General features: G+C 69.0%; 24 protein-coding genes. 11 read left to right on the top strand and 13 right to left on the bottom strand.

Features of this window, described 5'->3' with window-relative positions; translation table 11 throughout:
• Positions 1 to 121: 121 nt before the first annotated feature.
• Complete coding sequence (cysK, locus tag EV216_RS09330) at positions 122 to 1,204, bottom strand: cysteine synthase A (RefSeq protein ID WP_132694871.1); 1,083 nt, start codon at positions 1,202 to 1,204, stop codon at positions 122 to 124.
• Positions 1,205 to 1,407: 203 nt separating this feature from the next.
• On the bottom strand, positions 1,408 to 2,367 hold the full coding sequence (locus tag EV216_RS09325; RefSeq protein WP_132694869.1) for an L-malyl-CoA/beta-methylmalyl-CoA lyase: 960 nt from the start codon (positions 2,365 to 2,367) through the stop codon (positions 1,408 to 1,410).
• A gap of 294 nt (positions 2,368 to 2,661) precedes the next feature.
• On the opposite strand from EV216_RS09325, the gene dgcN reads away from it, so the two are divergent.
• From dgcN to EV216_RS09310, 3 genes are read left to right on the top strand one after another with little or no spacing between them, the layout of a single operon-like run.
• Positions 2,662 to 3,663, top strand: coding sequence for an N-acetyltransferase DgcN (gene dgcN, locus EV216_RS09320; RefSeq protein WP_132694867.1), 1,002 nt, complete (start codon positions 2,662 to 2,664; stop codon positions 3,661 to 3,663).
• Between the two features lie 9 nt (positions 3,664 to 3,672).
• The gene (gene dgcA, locus EV216_RS09315) at positions 3,673 to 4,638 is read left to right on the top strand and encodes an N-acetyl-D-Glu racemase DgcA (protein ID WP_132694866.1); all 966 of its coding nucleotides are present in this window, start codon (positions 3,673 to 3,675) and stop codon (positions 4,636 to 4,638) included.
• A gap of 32 nt (positions 4,639 to 4,670) precedes the next feature.
• Positions 4,671 to 5,531 carry a D-amino-acid transaminase gene (locus EV216_RS09310; RefSeq protein WP_132694865.1) on the top strand — a complete coding sequence of 287 codons (861 nt, stop codon included), beginning with the start codon at positions 4,671 to 4,673 and terminating at the stop codon, positions 5,529 to 5,531.
• Between the two features lie 91 nt (positions 5,532 to 5,622).
• Here the strand turns inward: EV216_RS09310 and EV216_RS09305 are convergent, their stop codons facing one another.
• The 5 genes from EV216_RS09305 to EV216_RS09285 form a co-directional block, all read right to left on the bottom strand.
• Positions 5,623 to 7,269 (bottom strand): SulP family inorganic anion transporter, encoded by a 1,647-nt coding sequence (locus EV216_RS09305; RefSeq protein WP_243642031.1) that lies wholly within the window; start codon positions 7,267 to 7,269, stop codon positions 5,623 to 5,625.
• Between the two features lie 138 nt (positions 7,270 to 7,407).
• Positions 7,408 to 7,797, bottom strand: coding sequence for a hypothetical protein (locus EV216_RS09300; protein WP_132694861.1), 390 nt, complete (start codon positions 7,795 to 7,797; stop codon positions 7,408 to 7,410).
• Entirely contained in the window at positions 7,787 to 8,422 is a 636-nt protein-coding gene (locus EV216_RS09295; protein ID WP_132694859.1) for a DUF5671 domain-containing protein, read from the bottom strand. Before EV216_RS09295 ends, EV216_RS09300 begins: the two co-directional genes overlap by 11 nt.
• Positions 8,423 to 8,495: 73 nt before the next feature.
• On the bottom strand, positions 8,496 to 8,810 hold the full coding sequence (locus EV216_RS09290; protein WP_132694857.1) for a DUF1244 domain-containing protein: 315 nt from the start codon (positions 8,808 to 8,810) through the stop codon (positions 8,496 to 8,498).
• Positions 8,811 to 8,827: 17 nt separating this feature from the next.
• Positions 8,828 to 9,565, bottom strand: a complete 738-nt coding sequence (locus EV216_RS09285) for an N-formylglutamate amidohydrolase (protein ID WP_132694907.1) — start codon at positions 9,563 to 9,565, stop codon at positions 8,828 to 8,830.
• 142 nt (positions 9,566 to 9,707) lie between these two features.
• Between EV216_RS09285 and pyk the strand changes: the two genes are divergently transcribed.
• The 3 genes from pyk (at position 9,708) to EV216_RS09270 (ending at position 12,098) form a co-directional block, all read left to right on the top strand.
• Positions 9,708 to 11,153 carry a pyruvate kinase gene (gene pyk, locus EV216_RS09280; protein ID WP_132694856.1) on the top strand — a complete coding sequence of 482 codons (1,446 nt, stop codon included), beginning with the start codon at positions 9,708 to 9,710 and terminating at the stop codon, positions 11,151 to 11,153.
• Between the two features lie 32 nt (positions 11,154 to 11,185).
• Positions 11,186 to 11,410, top strand: a complete 225-nt coding sequence (locus tag EV216_RS09275) for a hypothetical protein (RefSeq protein ID WP_132694854.1) — start codon at positions 11,186 to 11,188, stop codon at positions 11,408 to 11,410.
• Positions 11,411 to 11,723: 313 nt separating this feature from the next.
• Positions 11,724 to 12,098: a hypothetical protein gene (locus EV216_RS09270; protein ID WP_132694852.1), complete on the top strand. Its 375-nt coding sequence runs from the start codon at positions 11,724 to 11,726 to the stop codon at positions 12,096 to 12,098.
• A 305-nt stretch (positions 12,099 to 12,403) separates the two neighbouring features.
• Here the strand turns inward: EV216_RS09270 and EV216_RS09265 are convergent, their stop codons facing one another.
• Positions 12,404 to 13,366 (bottom strand): NADPH:quinone oxidoreductase family protein, encoded by a 963-nt coding sequence (locus EV216_RS09265; protein WP_132694850.1) that lies wholly within the window; start codon positions 13,364 to 13,366, stop codon positions 12,404 to 12,406.
• A gap of 330 nt (positions 13,367 to 13,696) precedes the next feature.
• Between EV216_RS09265 and EV216_RS09260 the strand changes: the two genes are divergently transcribed.
• Both EV216_RS09260 and EV216_RS09255 read left to right on the top strand, forming a co-directional pair.
• Positions 13,697 to 14,065 carry a helix-turn-helix domain-containing protein gene (locus EV216_RS09260; RefSeq protein WP_132694848.1) on the top strand — a complete coding sequence of 123 codons (369 nt, stop codon included), beginning with the start codon at positions 13,697 to 13,699 and terminating at the stop codon, positions 14,063 to 14,065.
• A 91-nt stretch (positions 14,066 to 14,156) separates the two neighbouring features.
• Positions 14,157 to 14,957 carry an inositol monophosphatase family protein gene (locus EV216_RS09255; protein WP_132694847.1) on the top strand — a complete coding sequence of 267 codons (801 nt, stop codon included), beginning with the start codon at positions 14,157 to 14,159 and terminating at the stop codon, positions 14,955 to 14,957.
• Here EV216_RS09255 and guaD read toward each other — a convergent pair.
• Positions 14,954 to 16,255 carry a guanine deaminase gene (gene guaD / locus EV216_RS09250; RefSeq protein ID WP_243642030.1) on the bottom strand — a complete coding sequence of 434 codons (1,302 nt, stop codon included), beginning with the start codon at positions 16,253 to 16,255 and terminating at the stop codon, positions 14,954 to 14,956. The two genes, EV216_RS09255 and guaD, sit on opposite strands and share 4 nt — an antisense overlap.
• Before the next feature lie 133 nt (positions 16,256 to 16,388).
• On the opposite strand from guaD, the gene mgtE reads away from it, so the two are divergent.
• Together mgtE and EV216_RS09240 are read left to right on the top strand one after the other, a co-directional pair.
• Positions 16,389 to 17,774 (top strand): magnesium transporter, encoded by a 1,386-nt coding sequence (mgtE, locus tag EV216_RS09245; RefSeq protein WP_132694844.1) that lies wholly within the window; start codon positions 16,389 to 16,391, stop codon positions 17,772 to 17,774.
• Positions 17,771 to 18,328 carry a 5-formyltetrahydrofolate cyclo-ligase gene (locus EV216_RS09240; RefSeq protein WP_132694842.1) on the top strand — a complete coding sequence of 186 codons (558 nt, stop codon included), beginning with the start codon at positions 17,771 to 17,773 and terminating at the stop codon, positions 18,326 to 18,328. Before mgtE ends, EV216_RS09240 begins: the two co-directional genes overlap by 4 nt.
• Positions 18,329 to 18,417: 89 nt before the next feature.
• On the opposite strand, the gene EV216_RS09235 is transcribed toward EV216_RS09240, so the two are convergent.
• Positions 18,418 to 19,329, bottom strand: coding sequence for a LysR family transcriptional regulator (locus EV216_RS09235; RefSeq protein WP_132694840.1), 912 nt, complete (start codon positions 19,327 to 19,329; stop codon positions 18,418 to 18,420).
• 101 nt (positions 19,330 to 19,430) lie between these two features.
• Between EV216_RS09235 and metF the strand changes: the two genes are divergently transcribed.
• Entirely contained in the window at positions 19,431 to 20,300 is an 870-nt protein-coding gene (gene metF / locus EV216_RS09230) for a methylenetetrahydrofolate reductase [NAD(P)H] (protein WP_132694839.1), read from the top strand.
• A 341-nt stretch (positions 20,301 to 20,641) separates the two neighbouring features.
• Here the strand turns inward: metF and EV216_RS09225 are convergent, their stop codons facing one another.
• From EV216_RS09225 to EV216_RS09215, 3 genes are read right to left on the bottom strand one after another with little or no spacing between them, the layout of a single operon-like run.
• On the bottom strand, positions 20,642 to 21,115 hold the full coding sequence (locus EV216_RS09225; protein ID WP_132694837.1) for a copper chaperone PCu(A)C: 474 nt from the start codon (positions 21,113 to 21,115) through the stop codon (positions 20,642 to 20,644).
• Positions 21,116 to 21,158: 43 nt separating this feature from the next.
• Positions 21,159 to 21,509, bottom strand: a complete 351-nt coding sequence (locus EV216_RS09220) for a hypothetical protein (protein WP_132694835.1) — start codon at positions 21,507 to 21,509, stop codon at positions 21,159 to 21,161.
• A 53-nt stretch (positions 21,510 to 21,562) separates the two neighbouring features.
• On the bottom strand, positions 21,563 to 22,297 hold the full coding sequence (locus EV216_RS09215) for an SDR family oxidoreductase (protein WP_132694833.1): 735 nt from the start codon (positions 22,295 to 22,297) through the stop codon (positions 21,563 to 21,565).
• Positions 22,298 to 22,311: the final 14 nt, after the last annotated feature.

The raw sequence follows: 22,311 nt of genomic DNA, 5'->3' as shown, positions 1-22,311 counted from the left end.
CCCGCCCCCCCCCCCCCCGGCGGGGGGGGGGGGGGGGGGGGGGGGGGCGCGGCCGCCCCCCCCCCCCCCCCCCCCCCCCCCCCCGGGTCGGCTTGCGCAAGCAAGCCGAAACCGGAACGCCTCAGCCCAGCCGGTAGCCCGGCGTCGAGGCGGAAATCGCGCGTTCCTCCTCGTCCATGTCCTCGGGGATGGTCTCGAACAGCGGCGTCGACAGGTAACGCTCGCCGGTATCGGGCAGCATCGCCAGGATCACCGAGCCCGGCTCCGCACGCTCGGCCACCTGCAGGGCGACCGCGAAGCTCGCCCCGCCCGAGATGCCGGTCAGGATGCCCTCCTTGCGCGCCAGATCCTGCGCCCGGCGGATGGCGTCCGGCCCGGTCACCGGCACCAGCTCGTCGTAGAACCCCTTGTCGATCGCCTCCTGCAGCACCAGCGGGATGAAATCGGGCGTCCAGCCCTGGATCGGATGCGGCTCGAAGGCGGGGTGGCTGGCCTCGGGCTCGCCTTCCGCGTTGCGCGCCTGCCCCTGCCCCGAGCCGATCAGCCCGGCATTGGCGGGCTCGCTCAGGATGATCCGGGTCTCGGGCCGTTCGCGGCGCAGCACCCGGCCCAGCCCCGTCACCGTGCCGCCCGTGCCATAGCCCGTGACGACGTAATCCAGCCGCTGCCCGGCGAAATCGGCCAGGATCTCGCGCGCGGTCGTCGCCTCGTGGATATCGGCATTGGCCCCGGTCTCGAACTGGTGGGCCAGGAACCAGCCATTCGCCGCGGCCAGTTCCTGCGCCTTGCGGACCATGCCCATCGCCTTGTCGGCCCGGGGCGTCAGCACCACCTTGGCGCCCAGCATCCGCATCAGCCGGCGGCGTTCGACCGAAAAGCTTTCGGCCATGGTGATGACCAGCGGATAGCCCTTGGCCGCGCAGACCATGGCCAGCCCGATGCCGGTATTTCCGCTGGTCGCCTCGACCACGGTCTGGCCGGGTTTCAGCGCGCCCGAGCGTTCCGCCGCCTCGATGATGTTCACCGCCAGCCGGTCCTTGACCGAGGCGCCGGGGTTGAACGCCTCGGCCTTGACGTAGATCGTCACGTCCTTCGGACCCAGATTGTTGATGCGGATCGCGGGCGTGTCCCCGATCGTGTCGAGCACGCTGTCGAACAGCCGCCCGCGCCCTGCGGTGGTCCGGATGTCGGCATGATCGGCCATTGGTCTCTCCCTGTCTGGTGTCGCGGATCGGCGCGACCATAGCAGAACGGGCGGCGGGCGCACGGGGGGCGGGCCATGCGGGCGGCAAAAGGGAGGCTGTCGGCCCCTGCCCCGCGCGGGCCGGACGGCGTTCCGCCGGGGCCGGGCGGACAGGAAAACGGGGCCTTGCGGCCCCGTCTCGTGGTCCCGGCGTTCGCGCGGCGTTACGTTCCGGCGATCATCTCGGCCTGCTTGACGATCACCTCGGCCTGCTTGATCGAGGCGATATCGACCAGGCGGCCCTTGTAGACGGTCGCGCCCGCGCCTTCGGCCTTGGCCTTTTCCATCGCGGCCAGGATCTCGCGCGCCTCGGTCACGGCCGCCTCGGACGGCGTGAACACCTCGTTGGCCAGCGCCACCTGCTTGGGATGGATCGCCCATTTGCCGACCATGCCCAGCGTGGCCGAGCGCCGCGCCTGGGCATAGAACCCCTCGTCATCCGAGAAATCGCCGAACGGCCCGTCGACCGGCAGCACGCCATGGGTGCGGCAGGCGGCGACGATGCTGGCCTGCGCCCAGTGCCAGGGATCGGACCAGTATTTCGCCCCCGCATGGTGCATGTAGTAGTTTTCCTGCGTGCCGCCGATGCCGGTGGTCTGCATCCCCATCGAGGCGGCGAAATCGGCGGCGCCCAGCGACATCGCCTGAAGCCGGGGGCTGGCGGCGGCGATTTCCTCGACATGGGAAATCCCGGCGGCCGATTCGATGATGACCTCGAAGCCCAGCGGCTTGGTGCGGCCCATCGCCCGCTCGACCGAGGTGACCAGCGCATCGACGGCATAGATATCGGCCGCGCAGCCCGCCTTGGGGATCATGATGAGATCCAGCCGGTCGGAGGCCTGTTCCAGCAGGTCGACCACATCGCGATACCAGTAGCCCGAATCGAGCCCGTTGATCCGCACGCTCAGCGTCTTGTTGCCCCAGTCGATATCGCCGATGGCCTGGATCACGTTCTTGCGGGCCTGCGCCTTGTCGTCGGGGGCGACCGAATCCTCCAGATCGAGGTTGATCACATCCGCGGCGCTGGCCGCCATCTTCTCGAACAGCTGGGGCCGCGAGCCGGGGCCGAAAAGCTGGCAGCGGTTCGGGCGCGCGACGGGGGTGGGCTGGATGCGGAAGCTCATGGTCGGGTCTCCTTGAAAGGATCTGTCCGGTCGTTCGGGTTCGGGGATAGAAAATTGCGCCCGGCTGGGCAAGCGGTTTCGCCGCGCCGCAGCGTCGGCACCCGCGATTCTGCGGATGGGACCACCGGAACGGGGGAAGGTTCGCGTATTTCTGCGATTGCACGACGTTTCTTGCGTAATCTGGTCGTTTTGAACACGATCCTTCATGCCGCGGGCGCATTCCCGGCACAGATCGGCAGGACATCCCTGCGCGCCTTGCTAGGCTCTGGCCGACAAACGCAAGGGAGCCCCGCGATGATCCAGACCCCCTATCTGCTGTTCCTGGGCGATGCGCCCGATCCGCTGGCCGCCAAGGTCGCGCAGGGCATCCGCGACTGGCGGCCCGGCAACGCCGTCGCGCAATTCCGGATGGAGGGCTGCAAGGCCGACCTGCGCCTGCCCGACATGACGCTGACCGAGGCGCGCGCGGCGGGCGCGAAGACGCTGGTGGTGGGCGTCGCGAACCGCGGCGGGGTCATCAGCCCGGCCTGGAAAAAGGTACTGGTGGCCGCGCTGGAAGAAGGCTTCGATCTGGCCAGCGGCCTGCACAACCTGCTGCGCGACGAACCCGATCTGGCCGCGGTCGCCGCCGCCTGCGGGCGGCACTTGCATGACGTGCGGGTGCCCCCGGTCGCCTATCCCATCGCCAACGGGCTGCGCCGGTCGGGTCGGCGCTGTCTGGCGGTCGGCACCGATTGTTCGGTCGGCAAGATGTATACCGCGCTTGCCATGGATCGCGAGATGCAGGCGCGCGGGATGAAGGCCACGTTCCGCCCGACCGGGCAGACCGGCATCCTGATTACCGGGGACGGCGTGCCGCTGGATGCGGTGGTGGCCGATTTCATGGCGGGTGCCGTGGAATGGCTGACCCCCGACAACGACCCCGACCATTGGGATCTGATCGAGGGTCAGGGCAGCCTGTTCCACCCCTCCTATTCCGGGGTCACGCTGGCGCTGATCCATGGCGGGCAACCCGATGCGCTGATCCTGAGCCATGAGCCCACGCGCGCCCATATGCGCGGGCTGCCGCACTTTGCCCTGCCCAAGCTGGAGGCGCTGCGCGACCTGTCGCTGGCCATGGCCCGGATGGTCAACCCCGCGGCCCAGGTCGTCGGCATCTCGATCAACACCGCCGCCATGGGCGAGGACGAGGCGCTGGCGCATCTGGAAAGTGTCGAGCGGCGGATGGGGCTGCCCACGGTCGATCCGTTCCGGCAGGGCGCGGGGCGTCTGGTGGACGCGCTGGCGGCGCTGTAGGCTGCGGCCATGCAGATCGTCGTCACACCCGAAAGCTTCGCCCTGAAAGAACCCTTCGCCATCTCGCGCGGCAGCCGGACCGCGGCCGAGGTGCTGACCGTGCGGATCGCCGCCAATGGCGCGATGGTCTGGGGCGAATGCGTGCCCTATGCCCGCTATGGCGAATCGCCCGACAGCGTCGCCGCCCAGATCGCCGGATTACCAGAACGGTTCGACCGCGCGGCCTTGCAGGACCTGTTGCCGCCGGGGGCTGCCCGCAATGCCGTCGATTGCGCGCTGTGGGATCTGGCGGCCAAGCGGGCCGACCGGCGGGTGTGGCAACTGGCGGGCCTGCCCGCGCCCAAGCCCGTCATCACGGCCTACACCCTGTCGCTGGGCACGTCCGAGACCATGCGCGCGGCGGCCGAGCAGAACGCCCATCGCCCGCTTCTGAAGGTCAAGCTGGGCACCGAGGACGACATGGCCCGGATCGAGGCAGTGCGCGCCGGTGCGCCCAGATCGCGGATCATCGTCGATGCGAACGAGGGCTGGACGCCCGAGATCTATGCCGAGCTTGCGCCGCATCTGGTGCGGCTGGGGGTCGAGATGGTGGAACAGCCCCTGCCCGCGGGGGCCGACGACATGCTGGCCGAGATCGCCCGCCCGCTGCCCGTCTGCGCCGATGAAAGCTGCCATGACCGCGCCTCGCTGCCGGGGCTCAAGGGCAAGTACGACATGGTCAATATCAAGCTCGACAAGACCGGCGGGCTGACCGAGGCGCTGGCCCTGAAAAAGGCCGCCCGCGCCGAGGGATTCGGGATCATGGTGGGCTGCATGGTCGGCACCAGCCTTGCCATGGCGCCCGCCGTGGTGCTGGCCCAGGGCGCGGCGGTGACGGATCTTGACGGCCCGCTGCTTCTGGCCGAAGACCGCCCCAATGCGCTGCGCTACGACGCGAAGGGCGTGCATCCGCCCGATGCGTTCCTGTGGGGCTGACGCCGGGCCGCAAGAGCGAAAGGACCAGAGCGATGAGCCGGATCGTCTATGTCAATGGCGAGTATCTGCCCGAGGATCAGGCCAGGGTCTCGGTCTTCGACCGCGGCTTCCTGTTCGCCGACGGGGTCTACGAGGTGACCAGCGTCATCGACGGCAAGCTGGTCGATTTCCCCGGCCATGCCGCGCGGCTGGACCGCTCGCTGGCCGAGTTGGACATGCCCTCGCCGCTGACATCGGGCGAGTTGCTGGCGATCCATCGCGAACTGGTGGCGCGCAACAACGTGACCGAAGGCATGGTCTATCTTCAGATCACCCGTGGCGCACCCGAAGACCGCGATTTCGTCTTTCCCGATCCGGCCGAGACGCCGCAGACCGTGGTGCTGTTCACCCAGTCCAAGGGGCTGGTCGACAGCCCCGCGGCGCAGACCGGGCTCAAGGTGATCTCGATCCCCGATATCCGCTGGGGCCGGCGCGACATCAAGACCGTGCAACTGCTCTATCCCTCGATGGGCAAGATGATGGCCAGGCGCGCGGGCGCGGACGATGCCTGGATGGTCGAGGACGGTTTCGTGACCGAAGGGACCAGCAACAACGCCTATATCGTCAAGGATGGCCGGATCGTCACCCGCCAGCTGGGCAACGAGATCCTGCACGGGATCACCCGCGCCGCCGTTCTGGCCTTTGCCCGCGAGGCGCAGATGCAGGTCGAGGAACGCCCCTTTACCATCGACGAGGCACAGGCCGCGGACGAGGCGTTCATCACCTCTGCCTCGACCTTCGTGATGCCGGTGGTGTCGGTCGACGGCGTGGCGCTGGGGGACGGCAAGCCGGGCCCGGTGGCGCGGCGGCTGCGCGAGATCTATATCGAGCAAAGCCGCAAGGCCGCGGTCTGAAGCGGCACCGGCGCAGGGGGGCGCTGCCCCCCGTCCTTGCGGACTCCCCCCGGGGTATTTGGGCCAAGAAGAAGCAGGGGACAGCCCCGGATCAGTCGGGGATCCGGGCACGCGCGGACCTTGTGTCGGGGGCGGTGGCGGCGTCCCGGGGCAGGCCCGCGGCGCGCAGCAGGTCCATATGCTGGGGATGCGGCCCGGCGAGCGTCACCGCCATCCCCTGATCGAGCGCCTTCCGGATGAAGCCCGACAGCGAATGCGCGCCGGTCATGTCGAGCACCGGCACATCGGCAAGGTCGAGGATCAGGTGGCGGGGCCGCGCCACGATCCGGTCCAGCACGCTTTCGATCACCGGGGCCGAGCCGAAGAAATAGGCCCCCGTAAGGCGCAGCACGACCGTCTGGCGGGTTTCGCCGCGATCCTCGGGGCGGGATTCGGTGTCGGTCTCGTCCATGGTGGCGTCGACCCCGCTCATCTGCGCCATGCGGTGCAGGAAGACCAGCGCACCCAGCGCAAGGCCAAGGATGATCGCCTCGGTCAGGTCGCGCAGCACGGTGGTCACCAGGGTTGCCAGCAGCACCACCGCCTCGGCGCGCGAGGTGCGGGCCAGCGTCACGATGGCCTTGACGTCGACCATGTGCAGCGAGACCGAGATCAGCACGCCCGCAAGCGCCGCGATGGGGATGGCACTGGCCAGCGGGGCCAGCAGCAGCACCACGGCCAGCAGCGCAAGCGCGTGGATCATGCCCGCGACGGGGCCATGCGCCCCCGCGCGCACATTGGTCGCGGTGCGCGCGATGGTGCCGGTGACGCAGAACCCGCCGAAACAGGCCGCGCCCATGTTGGCGATGCCCTGCCCGATCAGTTCCACGTTCGAGCGATGCCGTCGCCCGGTCATCGAATCCGCCACCACCGCGGACAGCAGCGACTCGATCGCGCCCAGCAGCGTGAAGGCCAGCGCGTCGGGCAGAACGGCCAGCACCTTGTCCCATGTGAACGCGGGCAGCGCGGGGGCGGGCAGGCTTTGCGCGATGCCGCCGAAGGCCGAGCCGATGGTCGGCACGTCGAGTTTCAGCAGCCAGACCGTCAGCCCCGCCAGCGCGATCGCCGCCAGCATGCCCGGAAAGCGCGGCGCATGGCGGCGCTGCACCAGGATGAAGGCGAAGGTGCCGATGCCCAGCAGCAGGTTCAGGGGACTCAGCGTCGGCATCGCCGCCCACAGGACGGGCAGCTTTTCGAGGAAGGGGCCGGGTTCCGGGCCGTCGAGCGTGAGCCCCAGAAAGGGGCGCATCTGGCTGGCCAGGATGATCAGGCCGATGCCGGCGGTGAATCCCACCGTCACCGGATAGGGGATGAACTTGACGAAGCCGCCCAGCCGGAACGCGCCCAGCGCGGTCAGCATCAGCCCCGACAGGAAGGTGGCCAGCATCAGCCCGTCCAGCCCGTGGCGCTGCACGGTCGCCAGCACCAGCACGATGAAGGCGCCCGCCGGGCCGCCGATCTGGTAGCGGCTGCCGCCGAGGAAGGAGACGAGGAAGCCGCCCACGATGGCCGTGACCAGCCCGCGATCGGGCGGCACACCAGAGGCGATCGCGATGGCCAGCGACAGCGGCAGCGCCACCACCGCCACGGTCAGCCCCGCGACCAGGTCGGCGCGGAACTGGCGCAGCCCGTAGCCCTCGGCCAGGACCGAGACGAGTTTCGGCGTGAACTGGAGCAGGGGCGAGCTGTGCGGGGTCATGGCGCTCCTCGGCATCGGGATGTCCCGGATCCGGAAACGCCGCCCCCTGCCTTGCGGTCGGGGCGGCGCGTTCGGGCCGAGTCGGGGTCAGTCTATCGCGAAATCCGCATTGCGGAAGGGGGCGGCCCGGGGCCGTTTTCAGGGCCGCGGAGGAAAGACCAGACAGCCCGTTGCAGGATCGAGATCGCTGCGGCGGGTGCTGCGCAGCCACTCGGCATCCTCGAAATCCGCGCACAGCCGGAACGCGCCCCCGGCAAGCCTTTCGTAGCGATAGGGCGCGCCGGTAAAGGGATCGGCCGGGCGGATCTCGCGCGGGCAGGCATCGCTTGGCGCGAGGGTTTCGGGCAGGTCCCCGGTCCCGGCCAGACAATAGGCGAGATCGGCCAGCGCCTGCAGATCGGTCAGCCGGGTGACGTCACGCTTTTCCATCCGCCCCTTGCCCGGCCCGCCCGTGGCCAGCAGGCCAAGCCCCACCAGCCCCACGACAAGGATGGCCAGCAGCGTGCGGGCAAGCGTCTCAGGCCGCATCGTCGGGCTCCGCCATCTCGCCGCGGAAATAGGCCAGCACGATGCCCGCCGTCACCGCGACCAGCCCCGCCTTGGCAAGGAAGCGCAGCGTCAGGTCGCCGCCCAGCGCCGCGTAGATGACCGCGATCAGGTCGCCCAGCAGCGCCAGCGTGGCCAGGAACAGCGTCAGATGCCCGAACCAGCGCCGCGCCGCCGAGCGCCGCAGCCCCTGGTTCCGCCGCGCTGCCCGGGCGGTGCGTTCGTTGAGGATGAGAAAGAGCGGGAAGAACACCACGAGCGAGGCGATCGACCAGCGGATCGCATCGGCCGAAGAATAGGTCGCAGGATCGGTCAGCGACGGAATCCAGCGGTCGATCAGCCGGAAACCCAGCGCGGTGACATGCCAGGTGGTCATGGCAAGCGCGAGGAACATCAACCCGTAGACGAAGGCCTCGCGCGCCGAAAGATAGGGGCGCGGGCGCGGCACCGGGGGCAGGAAATCGCCCTCTGCCCAGGCGCCCAGCGCCTCGGCGGTCTCGGTCTCGGTCCAGCCGGCCGCACGCAGGGCCGCGGCAATCTCGGCGCGGCTGCGCCCGGCGGCCAGCGCCTCGGCCACGAATTGCGACAATTGCTCGGCGGGACGCATGGGCAGGCTCCGGGTCAGGCGCGGCCAGTCTGGCAGAACCGGGATGGCATGCCTTGATGCAGGTCAGCCCGGATCAGTCGCGCGGGCCGACATTCTGGGCAAAGGCCCTGTCGAAGGCGTCCTGTTTCTCGGGGCTTGCCTCGGTCCGGTGCGCGGCCTTCCAGTCGTCATAGGGCATGCCGTAGAAATCGGCGCGCGCCTCGGCCTGGGACATCGCGATGCCACGCTCGGCGGCGGCCTCCTGCACCCAGCGCGACAGGCAGTTGCGGCAGAAGCCCGCAAGATTCATCAGGTCGATATTCTGCACATCGGGCCGATCCTCCATCAGGTGCCGGCGCAGCCTGCGGAAAGCGGCGGCCTCGATCTCGGTGCGGGTGGCGTCGTCCATGGTTGGTCCTCCTCCTGTCAAAGCCCGGTTTCGGCCAGCACCCCGGTCAGGATCGGCGCCAGCCGCTCGGCCCAGCCGATCTGGTCGGCCTCGGTCGCGATCACGTCGTTGCGCAGTTCGATCAGCACATTGGGCAACCCGTTGGCGATGGCGTGCCGGTCGATCGCATCGCCCGGCAGATGGCCGCCATAGGGCTCGTTCTCGCCCACGCACAGATCGGGCTCGCGCCGCAGCCGGTCGATCAGGGGCCGCGCCAGCCGGTCGTCGGCGGCATGCAGGATGCCGATCTGCCAGGGCCGCGGATCGCGCCCGGCAAGGCGCGGCGTGAAGCTGTGGATCGAAACGAAGACCGTGCCCGGACGCCGCGCCAGACGCGCCAGTTCCGCATCATAGGGCCGCCAGAACGCCGCCAGGCGCCGCTGGGTCTCGGCCTCGTCCACGGCGCGGTTCGCCGGGATCACGGTGCCGTCGTAAAGCCGCATCACCAGCGTCGGATCGTCCTCGCCCCGGTTCGGGTCGATCACCAGCCGCGAGAAGCGGCTTGCGACGTAAGGTGCCCCCAGCATTTCGGCCAGATGCCGCGCCACGCCCGCCGCGCCCGGATCCCAGGCGATGTGCCGGGCCATGTCCGCCGCCGCGATCCCCAGATCGCCCCCGTTCACCGAGGGCGGCACGATATTGGTGGCATGGTCGCAGGTCACCAGCCAGCGGGACATGCGCCCCGCCTCGATCGTCTCGAACGGCCGAAAGGTCATGTGCGTGTCATCTTTCACGGTGACAAACCTATAGGACAGCCGCGGCAGAAGCACCAGTTGTCACCGGGCCGGGTTTTGCCCTAGAGAGTGTGTGTACCGGGGCATACACCCGCGCCGGGCTTCAGCCAAACGATGGGGCAGGATGAGACGTCTACGCAACCTCAAGGTCGTGGCCACGCTGGGTCCGGCCTCCGACGATTACGACATGATCCGCAACCTGTTCGAGGCGGGCGCCGATGTGTTCCGCCTGAACATGAGCCATGGCGCGCATGAGGAAATCGCGCGCCGCCACGCGATCATCCGCCAGATCGAACAGGATACCGGACGGCCCATCGCGATCCTGGCCGATCTTCAGGGACCGAAACTGCGCTGCGGGGTCTTTGCCAATGGCGCGGCGGAACTGGAGGACGGACAGGATTTCCGGCTCGATCTCGACCCCACCCCGGGCGAGGCGCATCGGGTGCAACTGCCCCATCCCGAGATCTTCGCCGCGCTGGAACCGGGCGCGACGCTGCTGGTCAATGACGGCAAGATCCGGCTGCGGGTCAGGGCATGCGGTCCCGATTTCGCGGATTGCGAGGTGATCGTGGGCGGCACGATCTCGAACCGCAAGGGCGTGAACGTGCCCGATGTGGTGCTGCCGCTGGCCGCCCTGTCCGACAAGGACCGGCGCGACCTGGCCTTCGTGCTGGAACTCGGTGTCGACTGGATCGCGCTGAGTTTCGTGCAGCGCCCCGAGGACGTGACCGAGGCGCGTGCCATCATCGGCGAGCGCGCCGCGATCCTGTCCAAGATCGAGAAGCCCGCCGCGGTGAAATGCTTCGACGAGATCCTGGCCGTGTCGGACGGGATCATGGTGGCGCGCGGCGATCTGGGGGTGGAGATCCCCGTCCAGAACGTCCCCCCGATCCAGAAGCGGCTGGTGCGCGCCTGTCGCACGGCGGCCAAGCCCGTGATCGTCGCCACCCAGATGCTGGAAAGCATGATCGAAAGCCCGATGCCCACCCGGGCCGAGGTCTCGGACGTCGCCACCGCGATCTATGAAGGCGCGGATGCGGTGATGCTGTCGGCGGAATCCGCGGCGGGCCAGTACCCGATCGAGGCGGTGACCACGATGAACAACGTGGCGGTCGAGGTCGAAAGCGACCCGACCTATCGCACCATCATCGAATCGAGCCGCCAGGCCAGCCGGACGACCGTGGCCGACGGGATCGTGGCCGCCGCGCGCGAGATCGCCGAGACCACCGACATCAAGGCGATCTGCTGCTTCACCGAAAGCGGCACCACCGCGCTCAAGACCGCGCGCGAACGCCCGCGCGTGCCGATCCTGGCGCTGACACCCTATGCCGCCACGGCGCGCAGGCTCTGCCTGTCCTGGGGCATCAACTGCTTCTTCAACGACAAGGTCGAACGCTTCAAGATGGCGGTGGTCAGCGCCGCGCGCGCAGCCCGCGCGGGCGGCTATGGCGATGGCGAGGACCGGATCATCGTGATCGCGGGCCTGCCCTTCAACATCCCCGGCTCGACCAACATCCTGCGCGTCGCCCCCTGCGAGGAACGGTTGATCTTCAACGTCGAACCGGAATAATCGGCGCAGCGCAATCAGACCGGAGCAGCGCCATGCAGGCGGATCTCTATCTGGTGATCGGCAGCATCGTCGGCCTGCTGGCGGTGCCCGCATTGCTGTCGGCCTTCGCCCATGGCCACGCGCCCCGGGCGGGGGCGATCATGGTGCTGATCTCGGGCGGGCTGATCGCGCTGGCGGTGATGCAGAACCCCAGGGGCTATACGGTCGAGCAATTGCCCGCTGTCTTCGCCCGGGTGATCGACCACTACATCAAGTGATCCCCTGTCCCTGCGCGGGCCGTCGGCGGCGGGATGCCACCCGCCCGGCTCCTTGGCCCCGCGCTTCTTCCTGGTGTTTCTTCTTGGCCGAAATACCCCGGGGGTCCGGGGGCAGCGCCCCCGGCGGGTCGGCCTGTGTGTCGTTACGGGTGGTTCTGACAGGGGGTTACAAGGGGTTTGATACCGGAAGAGGGTCGAGGTCCGGGGGCTATCCCGGATGGCCTGGCACCGCCCGGCATTGTCCGGCATTGTCGGCCGGGCCGAGGCTTCTGCCACCAGGCGGGAAGGGCGCTCTTGCCGGCGCGGCGCTCGGGTGCCCGGTATCGACCAGAGCACGATATCGTCGTGGCGCTCGCGTGGGCGGGTGCCGCAGCGCTTCGTCAAGATGCTTGAGGCGGGCGATAAGGGGCCGGGATCGGCAACGCCTCAAGTCTGGGGGGAGTTGCAGGACAGGGCCGCATCGGTCGCGCTCGTGCGCTTCACCCTTCTTCGGCAGGAGCCGGCCCGCAGCCAGGAGGTGGACCGCGCGCTCGCGGTGTTCCTCGATATGCGGCCGTTCCGGCCGGTCCTTCATCGAGCCGTCCACGAGCTTCGCTTGAAGATGGAGGCACTTCCTGTGGACCTGGCCGCCGCCCAGGCGCTGATCATGCAGGAGGACCTGCGCGCCCCCGACGCCACGGCGCGTTGAGGATCGGCTGGCCCAGGACTTCGCTGACAACCCGTGGCTTGGTGACTGGCAATAGATCGTGCGTCATGCGCGTTTTTGCGCATGATCCCTGCAAGACCCCATTGCTTTCATTGGCTTTTTCTACTGCAAGATTGCGCGTTCGCCCCGTCCCCGGCCCCGATCCCGCCCAGCGGCATCAAACCTTGCGACCCAGCCCCATCACAACCCACTGAAAAGGCGTGCCATCCTTTCGCCCCGGCATCAAACCACCTGAACCGCGTCACGGGGGGCGGCACCCCCCTGCACCGGGTCGGGCGCGGGCCGGTTCAGCCCATCGTCACCACGACCTTGCCCGTCGCCTTGCGTTCACGCAACAATGCCAGCGCCTCGTCCGCGCGGTCGAGCGGCAGGACATGGCTGACATGCGGGCTCAGCCCGCCCTCGGAATGCCAGCGGAACAGCGTCGTCAGGCTGTCGGTCAGCACCTCGGGACGGAAGGCCAGGTAACCGCCCCAGTAAAGGCCGATCACCGTCAGGTTCTTGACCATCAGGTGATTGGCCTTGATCTGCGGCACGTCGCCCGAGGCAAAGCCGATCACCAGGATCCGCGCCTCGGGCTTGCAGGCCCGCATCGCCTCGGTGAACAGGTCGCCGCCAACCGGGTCATAGACCACATCGGCACCGCCCAGCGCCTTGACCGCCTCGCGCAGACCGCCCGCATCGCTGTCGATCAGGTGATCGGCGCCCGCCGCGCGGGCCACCTCCAGCCGCTCGGACCCGCGGGCGCAGGCGATCACGCGGGCGCCCATCCGCTTGCCGATCTCGACCGCGGTCAGCCCCACGCCGCCCGCCGCGCCCAGCACCAGAAGCGTTTCGCCCGGGGCCAGCCGCGCCTTGTGGTCCAGCGCGACATGGCTGGTGCCATAGGCGACCTGGAACGCCGCCGCCGCCTCGAAGGTCATGCCCTCGGGCAGCGGGACGCAGCGCGCGGCCGGGAAGCAGCCCGCCTCGGCCAGCCCGCCCGATCCGGCGAAGACCGCGACGCGACGGCCCAGAAGCCCCGGATCGACGCCCGCGCCCAGCGCCTCGACGGTGCCTGCAAGCTCCATGCCCAGCGTCACGGGCAGGGGCGGGCGTTCCTGATAGCGCCCCTCGATCATCAGCAGATCGGCGAAGTTCAGGCCGCAGGCCGCGATCCGCACACGGACCGCGCCCGGCCCGGGGTCGGGCATCGCGATGCTGTCGAACTGCGGGGGGGCGCCGAACTCGGCGATCCGGAAGGCGCGCATGATGTCTGTCTCCTCTCGCGGCTGATTCCCGACGGACGGTAACGGCGGCGACGAGCGGGTGCCAGCGGCCGATCCTTCGCAGTTTGCAAACCGCGTGCGGCCAATACGCATTGCAAAACGCAAAGCAATCGGCGGATTCTCGCGGCCCGCAACCCTTGCGCGAGCATGACTTAGCCTACTTAACCAGAAATAGGCCCCTCCCGGCACCCTTCGCGAAAATAAATTTCTTTCTTCGACAGCATCTTGATGCAAAACTACACGCATTGGTTGCTTTATTGGTCAGTTTGGCACGCAACTTGCTTTATATTCGGGTGTTAGAGGAGTTCGCTTATGAAACACCCCGTAGACGTACATGTTGGCAAACGCATACGACATCGGCGCTGGATGGTCGGCATGACCCAGCAGCAGCTGGCGGAAAAGGTCGGCATCAAGTTCCAGCAGATCCAGAAATACGAGACCGGCATGAACCGCGTCAGCGCGTCCCGGCTGTGGGACATCGCCGATGCGCTCGACGTGGCGGTCAGTTTCTTCTTCGAAGGGCTGGATGGCAGGATGGCAGAGGCCGACGGGCAAGGCATGCCCGACGACATCCTGTCAGACAAGGAGGCGCTGGAACTGGTGCGCTCCTACTATGCGATCCCGGAAAACCAGCGGCGCCGGTTGTTCGAACTGGCGCGGGTGCTGAGCGACGTCGCCTGACGCGCGCGCTTGACGGAACCCGGCCGGGCGGATACCGCCCGGGCCAGGGGCGAGGTGCGCCCCGCATTCCGCAGGCCAGCCAGGAGGCAGAATGCCCCGTTTCGACTCCGACGAGCTGATCGCCACCGCGCATGCGCTGGCGGATGCTGCGCGTGCGGCGACGCTTGCCCGTTTCCGCGCTGCGGCGCTGGGGGTCGAGAACAAGGCCGGTGCCGGGTTCGACCCGGTCACGCTGGCCGACCGCGAGGCCGAGGCGGCGATGCGCGCGGTTCTGGCCGAACGGCGGCCGGATGACGCGATCCTGGGCGAGGAACTTGCCGGGGTCGCGGGCAGCAGCGGGCTGACCTGGGTGCTGGACCCGGTGGACGGCACGCGCAGCTTCATGTGCGGCACGCCCACCTGGGGGGTTCTGATCGCGGTGGCGGACGAGAGCGGGCCGTTCTTCGGCCTGATCGACCAGCCCTATATCGGCGAGCGTTTCCTCGGCGGGCTGGGCCTGGCCGAATTGCAGGCGCGCACGGGGCGTCACCCGCTGCAAACGCGCGCGCCGCGCCCGCTGGCCGAGGCGTCGCTGTTCACCACCTTCCCCGAGATCGGCAGCCCCGAAGAGGCCCGCGCCTTTGCCGCGCTTGCCGGGCAGGTGCGGCTGACGCGCTACGGGCTGGATTGCTATGCCTATGCGCTGGTCGCGCTGGGCCAGATCGACCTTGTGGTGGAGGCGGGCTTGCAGGCCTATGACGTCCAGGCCCCCATCGCGGTGATCGAGGCGGCGGGCGGCATCGTGACCGACTGGCGCGGCGGGTCGGCGCATCAGGGTGGGCGTGTGCTGGCGGCGGCCAACCGTGCGGTCCATGCCGAGGCGCTGGCGATCCTGTCGCGCGCCCCGGACTAGCCGCGCGGCGCTTCGGCGGGGCGCTGGCGCTGCCCGTTCACCCAGACCCCGGCGATGGCGCGGTCGTCGCCCATCATTATGGTCGGAAAGACCGCCTCCCAGAACGTCCCTGCCCGGGCGCTGCGCTGGGCGATTGCCGGGGTCGAGGCCAGGTCGAGCGCGATCAGGTCGGCCTCCATCCCCGGCGCCAGGTTTCCGATCCGCTCGGCCATTCCCATCGCCCGCGCCCCCCCGGCGGTGGCCAGCCACCACAGTTCCGCCGGATGCAGCGCGCGGCCGCGCAACTGGCCGATCTCGTAGGCCGCGGCCATGGTGCGCAGCATCGAGAAGGACGAGCCCCCGCCGGTATCGGTGGCCAGCCCCACGCGCTGGCCCTCGGCGATCAGCCCGGCCATGTCGAACAGCCCCGAGCCGATGAAGGCATTCGAGGTCGGGCAATGGATCAGCGCCGCGCCCGCCTCGCGCAGGCGCATCCGCTCGCGCCCGGTCAGGTGGATGCAATGGCCGAACAGCGCGCCCGGCCCCAGCAGCCCCGCGCGTTCGTAGACATCCAGATAATCCCGCGCCTCGGGGTAGAGCGCGCGCACCCAGTCCAGTTCCTCGGTCTGTTCGCTCAGATGGGTCTGCATCAGGCAGGTCGGATGGTCGGCCCAGAGCGTGCCCAGCGCGTCCAGTTGCTCGGGCGTCGAGGTCGGCGCGAAGCGCGGCGTGATCGCATAGACCAGTCGCCCCCGCCCATGCCAGCGCGCGATCAGCGCCGCGCTTTCGTCATGCGCGCGTTCGGCGGTGTCGCACAGGCCGGGCGGCGCGTTGCGGTCCATGCAGGTCTTGCCCGCCGCGATCCGCATCCCCCGCGCCTCGGCCGCCGCGAACAGGGCATCGACGCTTTCGGGATGGCTGGTGCAGAAGCTGGCGACCGTCGTGGTGCCATGGGCCAGCACAAGGTCCAGATAGCGCGCCGCGACCGCGGCGGCATGGGCGGGATCGCCAAAACGCATTTCCTCGGGGAAGGTGTAGCTGTTCAGCCAGTCGATCAGCCGCTTGCCCCAGCTCGCGATGATGCCGGTCTGGGGATAATGGGCATGGGCATCGACGAACCCGGCCGACAGCAGCGCCGATCCCATGTCGGTGACCCGCGCAGCGGGATGGGCCGCGCGCAGCGCCGCGGCCGGGCCGATCGCCGCGATCCGGGTGCCGTCGACCAGCACGCCCCCGCGCGTTTCGACAAGCGCGGCCGCCGGCCCTTCGGCGAAGGGGTCGGCCGCGAAATGCAGCACCTGTCCAAGGATCAGTTCCACCCGAAGCCCCCCCGCACCCTGCGCCTGCGCAAACCCTATGGGTGTGCGGGGATGGCGTAAATCCCGCATCGCACCCTGTTGCAGGGCGACCGGTTTGGCTATGGTGCGGGCAACGGATCGGGCAGGGCAAGGCATGGACGACGACATCATCGACAAGACCGTTCCGGAGGAAGAGGGCTACGCGCTCGACAGCCGCACCGTGTCGGCGATCATGCTGGCGGTGGCGGCGGGCGATTCCGCGCGGCTGGCCGCGTTGCTGGAGCAGTTGCACCCGGCCGACATCGCCGACCTTCTGGAACAGGTGGACAGCGGAAGGCGGCGCGAGATCCTGTTGATGGGCGGGCGTCAGTTCGATGGCGAGGTGCTGTCCGAACTGGCCGAGGGCCTGCGCGAGGAGGTGATCGCCTTCCTGCCGCCCGATGTCCTAGCCGAAGCGGTGCGCGACCTTGAATCGGACGATGTTGTCGATCTGATCGAGGATCTGGAGCAGCCCCAGCAGGAGGCGATCCTCGACGCGCTGGAGGTGGCCGACCGGGTCGCGGTCGAGCAGGCGCTGGGCTATCCGGACTATTCCGCGGGCCGGTTGATGCAGCGCGAGGTGGTGCGCGCCCCCGAACACTGGACCGTGGGCGAGACCATCGACCATCTGCGCGCCCACAAGAAGTCGCTGCCAGACCAGTTCTACCATGTGATCGTGGTCGATCCGGGCATCCGGCCGGTGGGCTATGTGACGCTGGGCAAGCTGTTGGCCTCCAAGCGGTCGGTCAGGCTGACCGCGCTGCTGGAGGACAGTTTCCGCACCATCCCCGTCACCCAGCCCGAATCCGAGGTGGCCTATGCCTTCAACCAGTATCACCTGATCTCGGCCCCGGTGGTGGACGAGGGCGGGCGGCTGGTGGGTGTCATCACCATCGACGACGCGATGAACGTGCTCGACGAAGAGCACGAGGAAGACATCCTGCGTTTGGCCGGTGTCGGCGAGGAAAGCCTGACCGACAACGTGCTCGACATCGCCCGGGGTCGGTTCCCGTGGCTGGTGGTCAATGTGGTGACGGCGATCCTCGCCTCGGTCGTGATCGCACAGTTCGAGGAGGTGATCGCGCAGATCGTGGCGCTGGCGGTGCTGATGCCCATCGTGGCCTCGATGGGCGGCAACGCGGGCACCCAGTCGCTGACCGTGGCGGTGCGGGCATTGGCCACCAAGAACCTGACGGCCTCGAACATGTGGCGCGTGATCCGGCGCGAGGCGCTGGCGGGCCTGCTCAACGGCTTTGCCTTCGCGGTGATCATGGGGGTGGTGGCGGTGATCTGGTTCGGCAAGCCGATGATCGGCGTGGTCATTGCGCTTGCAATGGTGGTGACATTGATGGCCGCGGCGGTCGGCGGCATCGTGATCCCGATCCTGCTGGAGCGGCTGAAGGTCGACCCGGCACTGGCATCGGGCCCCTTCGTCACCACCGTGACCGATATCGTGGGCTTCTTCGTGTTCCTCGGCATCGCGACGATGGTGCTCTTGTGAAGGACCGGAAGGCGGCGCTGCGGGCCGAGGCGCTGGCGCGGCGGGCGGCGGCGCATGACGCGGCGCGCGGCGCGATGGCGGTGGCGCGCCTGCTGAACGTGCTGGCCCCGGAACTGGGCCGCCCCGCCTCCGGCTACATGCCGATGCGCGACGAGATCGACCCGCTGCCCGCGATGGCGGCGCTGGCCGCGCTTGGGCCGGTGGGCGTGCCGGTGATCGTGGCCAGGGGCGCGGCGCTGGTCTTTCACCGCTGGACGCCGGGCTGCGCGATGCGGCCCGGTCCCTTCGGCGCGGCGGTGCCGGTCGAGGGGCAGGAGATGCGCCCCGAACTGCTGATCGTGCCGCTGCTGGCCTTCGACCGGAGCGGCGCGCGGCTGGGCTATGGCGGGGGCTTCTATGACCGCACGCTGGCGCGGCTGCGCGCGGACGGGCCGGTCCTGGCGGTGGGCTTTGCCTATGCCGCGCAGGAGGTGGCGCATGTCCCGGTCGAGCCGACCGACCAGAATCTGGATGTGATCGTCACCGAGGCCGAGACGATCCGGATCGGGGCCTGAGAACCCCACCGGCGCAGGGGGGCGCTGCCCCCCGTCCTTGCGGACTCCCCCCGGGGTATTTGGGCCAAGAAGAAACACGGGGCGCGGGGTCAGGGGCTGGCGCGTTGCAGCTTGACCGGTTCGCTGCGGGCGAGCCGGATGAAATGGGCGATATAGGGCCGCGCCGCGTCCTCGGTCCGGGTGGCGGCATGGATGCGTTTGGTCAGGCCCGGTTCGGTCACCCGGCGGATCGCCAGATCGGCCAGGCCGCGCGCATCGCGCATCACCCAGTCGGGCAGCACCGTCACCCCGCGCCCCGAGGCCACCAGCATCAGGATGACGGCCGTCAGTTCCACCGGCCGTACTGCCAGCGGTTCCACCCGGGCGGGTCCCAGCAACCCGGTGAAGATGTCGAGCCGGGCGCGGTCCACCGGATAGGTGATGAGCGTCTGGTCGCGGAAATCCTCGGCCTCGACACAGGGTTTCGCGGCCAGCGGATGGGTGGCGGCACAGACGAAGACGGGTTCGTAATCGAAGAGCGGCGCGAAGGTCAGGCTGGCGTGATCCTCGGGATCGGAGGAGATCACCAGATCGACCTCTTCGCGGGCCAGCGCGGGCAGCGCGTCGAAGGACAGGCCGGGGCGGATATCGACATCGACCTCGGGCCAGGCCTTGCGGAAGGATTCGAGCACCGGCAACAGCCAGTCATAGCAGGCATGGCATTCCAGCGTGATATGCAGCCGCCCCGACCGGCCCGACCGCAGCCCCTGGAACTCGGCCTGGAGCGCGGCAATCTCGGGCAGCACCCTTTCGGCCACGCGCAACAGCCGGATCCCCGCCGAGGACAGCCGCAGCGGTTTCGTGCGGCGCACGAAAAGCTCCATCCCGACCTGGTCTTCCAGCCCCTTGACCTGATGCGACAGCGCCGACTGGGTGATGTTCAGCCGCTCGGCCGCGCGCGCCAGCCCGCCCGCATCATGGATGGCCTTGATCGTGCGCAGGTGGCGAAGTTCGAGGTGCATATTGTCGCGACACTCATATTGATCTTGAGAACTATGAGTTTGTTTCACAACCTGCCGCGTGCGACAAGCGTGCGAAGCCGAATCCAGCCGGAGCAAGTGCCATGTCCGCCCCCCGTGTGTCCTTCGAGTTCTTTCCGCCGAAATCGCTGGAGGCGAGTTTCCAGCTCTGGGAGACGGTGCAGGCGCTGGCGCCCCTGAAGCCGCAATTCGTGTCGGTGACCTATGGCGCGGGCGGAACCACGCGCAAGCTGACCCATGAGGCGGTCGAGACGATCCACAACCGCTATGGCGTGAACGTCGCCGCGCATCTGACCTGTGTGGATGCCACCCGGGCCGAGACGCTGGAGATTGCCGACGCCTATGCCAGGGCCGGGGTGACCGAGATCGTGGCGCTGCGGGGCGACCCGCCGCAGGGACAGGGGGTCTTCGCGCCGCATCCCGAGGGCTTTGCCAATTCCTGCGACCTGATCGAGGCGCTGGCGGCGCGCGCGGCCTTTACCATCCGCGTCGGCGCCTATCCCGAGCCGCATCCCGAATCGCGCGGTGCCGGGCATGACGTGCAATGGCTCAAGCGCAAGTTCGAGGCGGGGGCGGATTCGGCGATCACCCAGTTCTTCTTCGAGGCCGAAACCTTCTTCCGCTTCCGCGAGGAATGCGACGCGGCGGGCATCGACGGCACGAAGATCATTCCCGGCATCCTGCCGATCGAGAAATGGGCCGGCGTGCGCCGCTTTGCCGAACGCTGCGGCACCAAGATCCCCGCCTGGGTGGACGAGGCGTTCGACAAGGCGATCCGCGACGGGCGCGAGGATCTGCTGGGCAAGGCGCTGGCGACCGAGCTGTGCACCGAACTGATGGAGGGGGGCGTGCAGGATTTCCACTTCTACACGCTCAACAAGCCGCATCTGACGCGCGACATCTGCCACGCGCTGGGCGTGCTGCCCGCGGGGCATCTGGAAAAGGTCGCCTGAGCACGGGGCCAGACCGGGGCCGGACCGGGGCCAGACCGCGGCGCGGCGATCAGTGGGCTGCCGGAACGGTCCTTCGTCGAGAGCCTTCCTGCACCGGGTGGCTGAACCGTTCCCCACCGCGCCGGAAACAGGTCTGGCCCGGGCTGACACCCGGGCCGCGCCCGACCCTCCCCCCGGGAGGGCGCATCGGCGATGTCGTGGATCGCACGGGCGACAGTGGTGCTTTCAAGCGTGGCGCGCTGAACCGGCGTCTTGAGGCGCCCTCCCAGGCTCGGGCGCGGCCCTCAGCACCCGTGAACAGTTCCCCCCGGCAATGCCGGATTGCCCGTTTCGGCAGCCTTTCAGTGCGAGTGGCCCTTGGGCGGGGCTGCGGGACTGCCGCGGGTCATATCGACCGGGATCTCGACCACCATCTCGCCCGCCTTCTCGAAGGTCAGGGTCACGGTGACACTGTCGCCCTGCGCCAGCGGCCGGGTGAGGCCCAGGAACATCACATGGTCGGCACCGCGTTTCAACGCATGGCTGCCGCCCGCGGGGATCGCAAACCCCTCCTCGACCTCGACCATGCGCATCACGCCATTGGCGTCGGCCTCGTGGGTGTGCAATTCGACCCGCTCGGCCACGTCCGAGGTGGCGGAGACCAGCCGGTCCTCCTCGGCGCCGGTATTGACCAGCACCATGAAGGCCGCGCCCGATTGCGACATCATCGTGGACGCGCGGGCATAGGGATCGTGTATCTCGATATTGTCTGCCAGTGCGGGCAGGACAGGCGCAAGCACCAGGGCGCCTGCAAGCAGGAAGGTTTTCGGGGACATCTGTCCCTCCGTTCTTTCGGTTGCATTTCTCGGCGCGTTCGGGTCAGGCCACAGCAGCGGGCGGACCACGCGATCGCGGTTGCGGGCTGTCGCGCCCCTCCGCCATGGCAGCGACCAGAGGCAGACGCGTCGCGCCGGGTTGCAGGGGTCGCGCAGGCGGCGCCAGGGCGGGCAGCATCAGGGCCGCCAGCGCGGCCAGCCCGTCGGGACAGATATGCGGCGGCCCGACCGGGTTGCCCTGGGCATCCACGGCAATCGCCTGCAATCCCATGCCGGTGCAGATCACAAGCGTTCCGACAGGCCCGGGCTGGCCGCGCGCGGACGCAAGGCCCAGCGAGGCAAGCACAAGACCGAGCGCAAGGCCAAGGGCCAGAAGCGGGCGGATCTGTCGCATGGATGGCAGCCTAACCCCGGCCCGTCCGCCGGGCAAACGGAAAGCGCCCCGCCTCAGCCCCGGCCGATGAAGGGCATGGCGGTGGCCATCACCGTCATGAACTGGACATTCGCCGACAGCGGCAGTTCGGCCATGTGCAGCACCGAGGCCGCGACATGGGCCACATCCATCACCGGCTCGACCGCGATCTCGCCATTGGCCTGCGGCACGCCCCGGGTCATCTGCTGCACCATCTCGGTCAGCGCATTGCCGATGTCGATCTGCCCGCAGGCGATGTTGAACCGCCGCCCGTCCAGGCTGAGCGCGCGGGTCAGCCCGGTGACGGCATGTTTCGACACCGTATAGGGCGCCGAGCCCCAGCGCGGCACATGCGCCGAGATCGAGCCGTTGTTGATGATCCGCCCGCCCTGCGGATCCTGCCGCCGCATCAGGCCGAAGGCCGCGCGGGCGCACAGGAACATCCCGTCGATATTGATCGCCGACAGACGCCGCCAGTCGTCGATCGCGATCTCGTCGATGGGCGCCGAGGGCAGGCCGATGCCCGCATTGTTGAACAGCACGTCCAGCCGCCCCCACTCGGACGCGATCCGGGCAAAGCCCGCCTCGACCGCCGCGGCATCGGTCACGTCCATCGGCAGGACCAGCGCCTGCGCATTGCCCTGCGCGGTCTCGACCAGCGGCGCCTCGCGGCGGCCCGCCAGCGCGACGCGCCAGCCCGCATCCAGAAAGGCCCGGGCGGTGGCGCGGCCGATGCCGCTGCCCGCGCCGGTGACGAGAATGGTCTGCATGGCGGTCCCCCTGT

It is taken from the genome of Rhodovulum steppense, from assembly GCF_004339675.1.
GTDB lineage: Bacteria > Pseudomonadota > Alphaproteobacteria > Rhodobacterales > Rhodobacteraceae > Rhodovulum > Rhodovulum steppense.
This window is presented reverse-complemented; position numbering and strand designations above follow the sequence as displayed.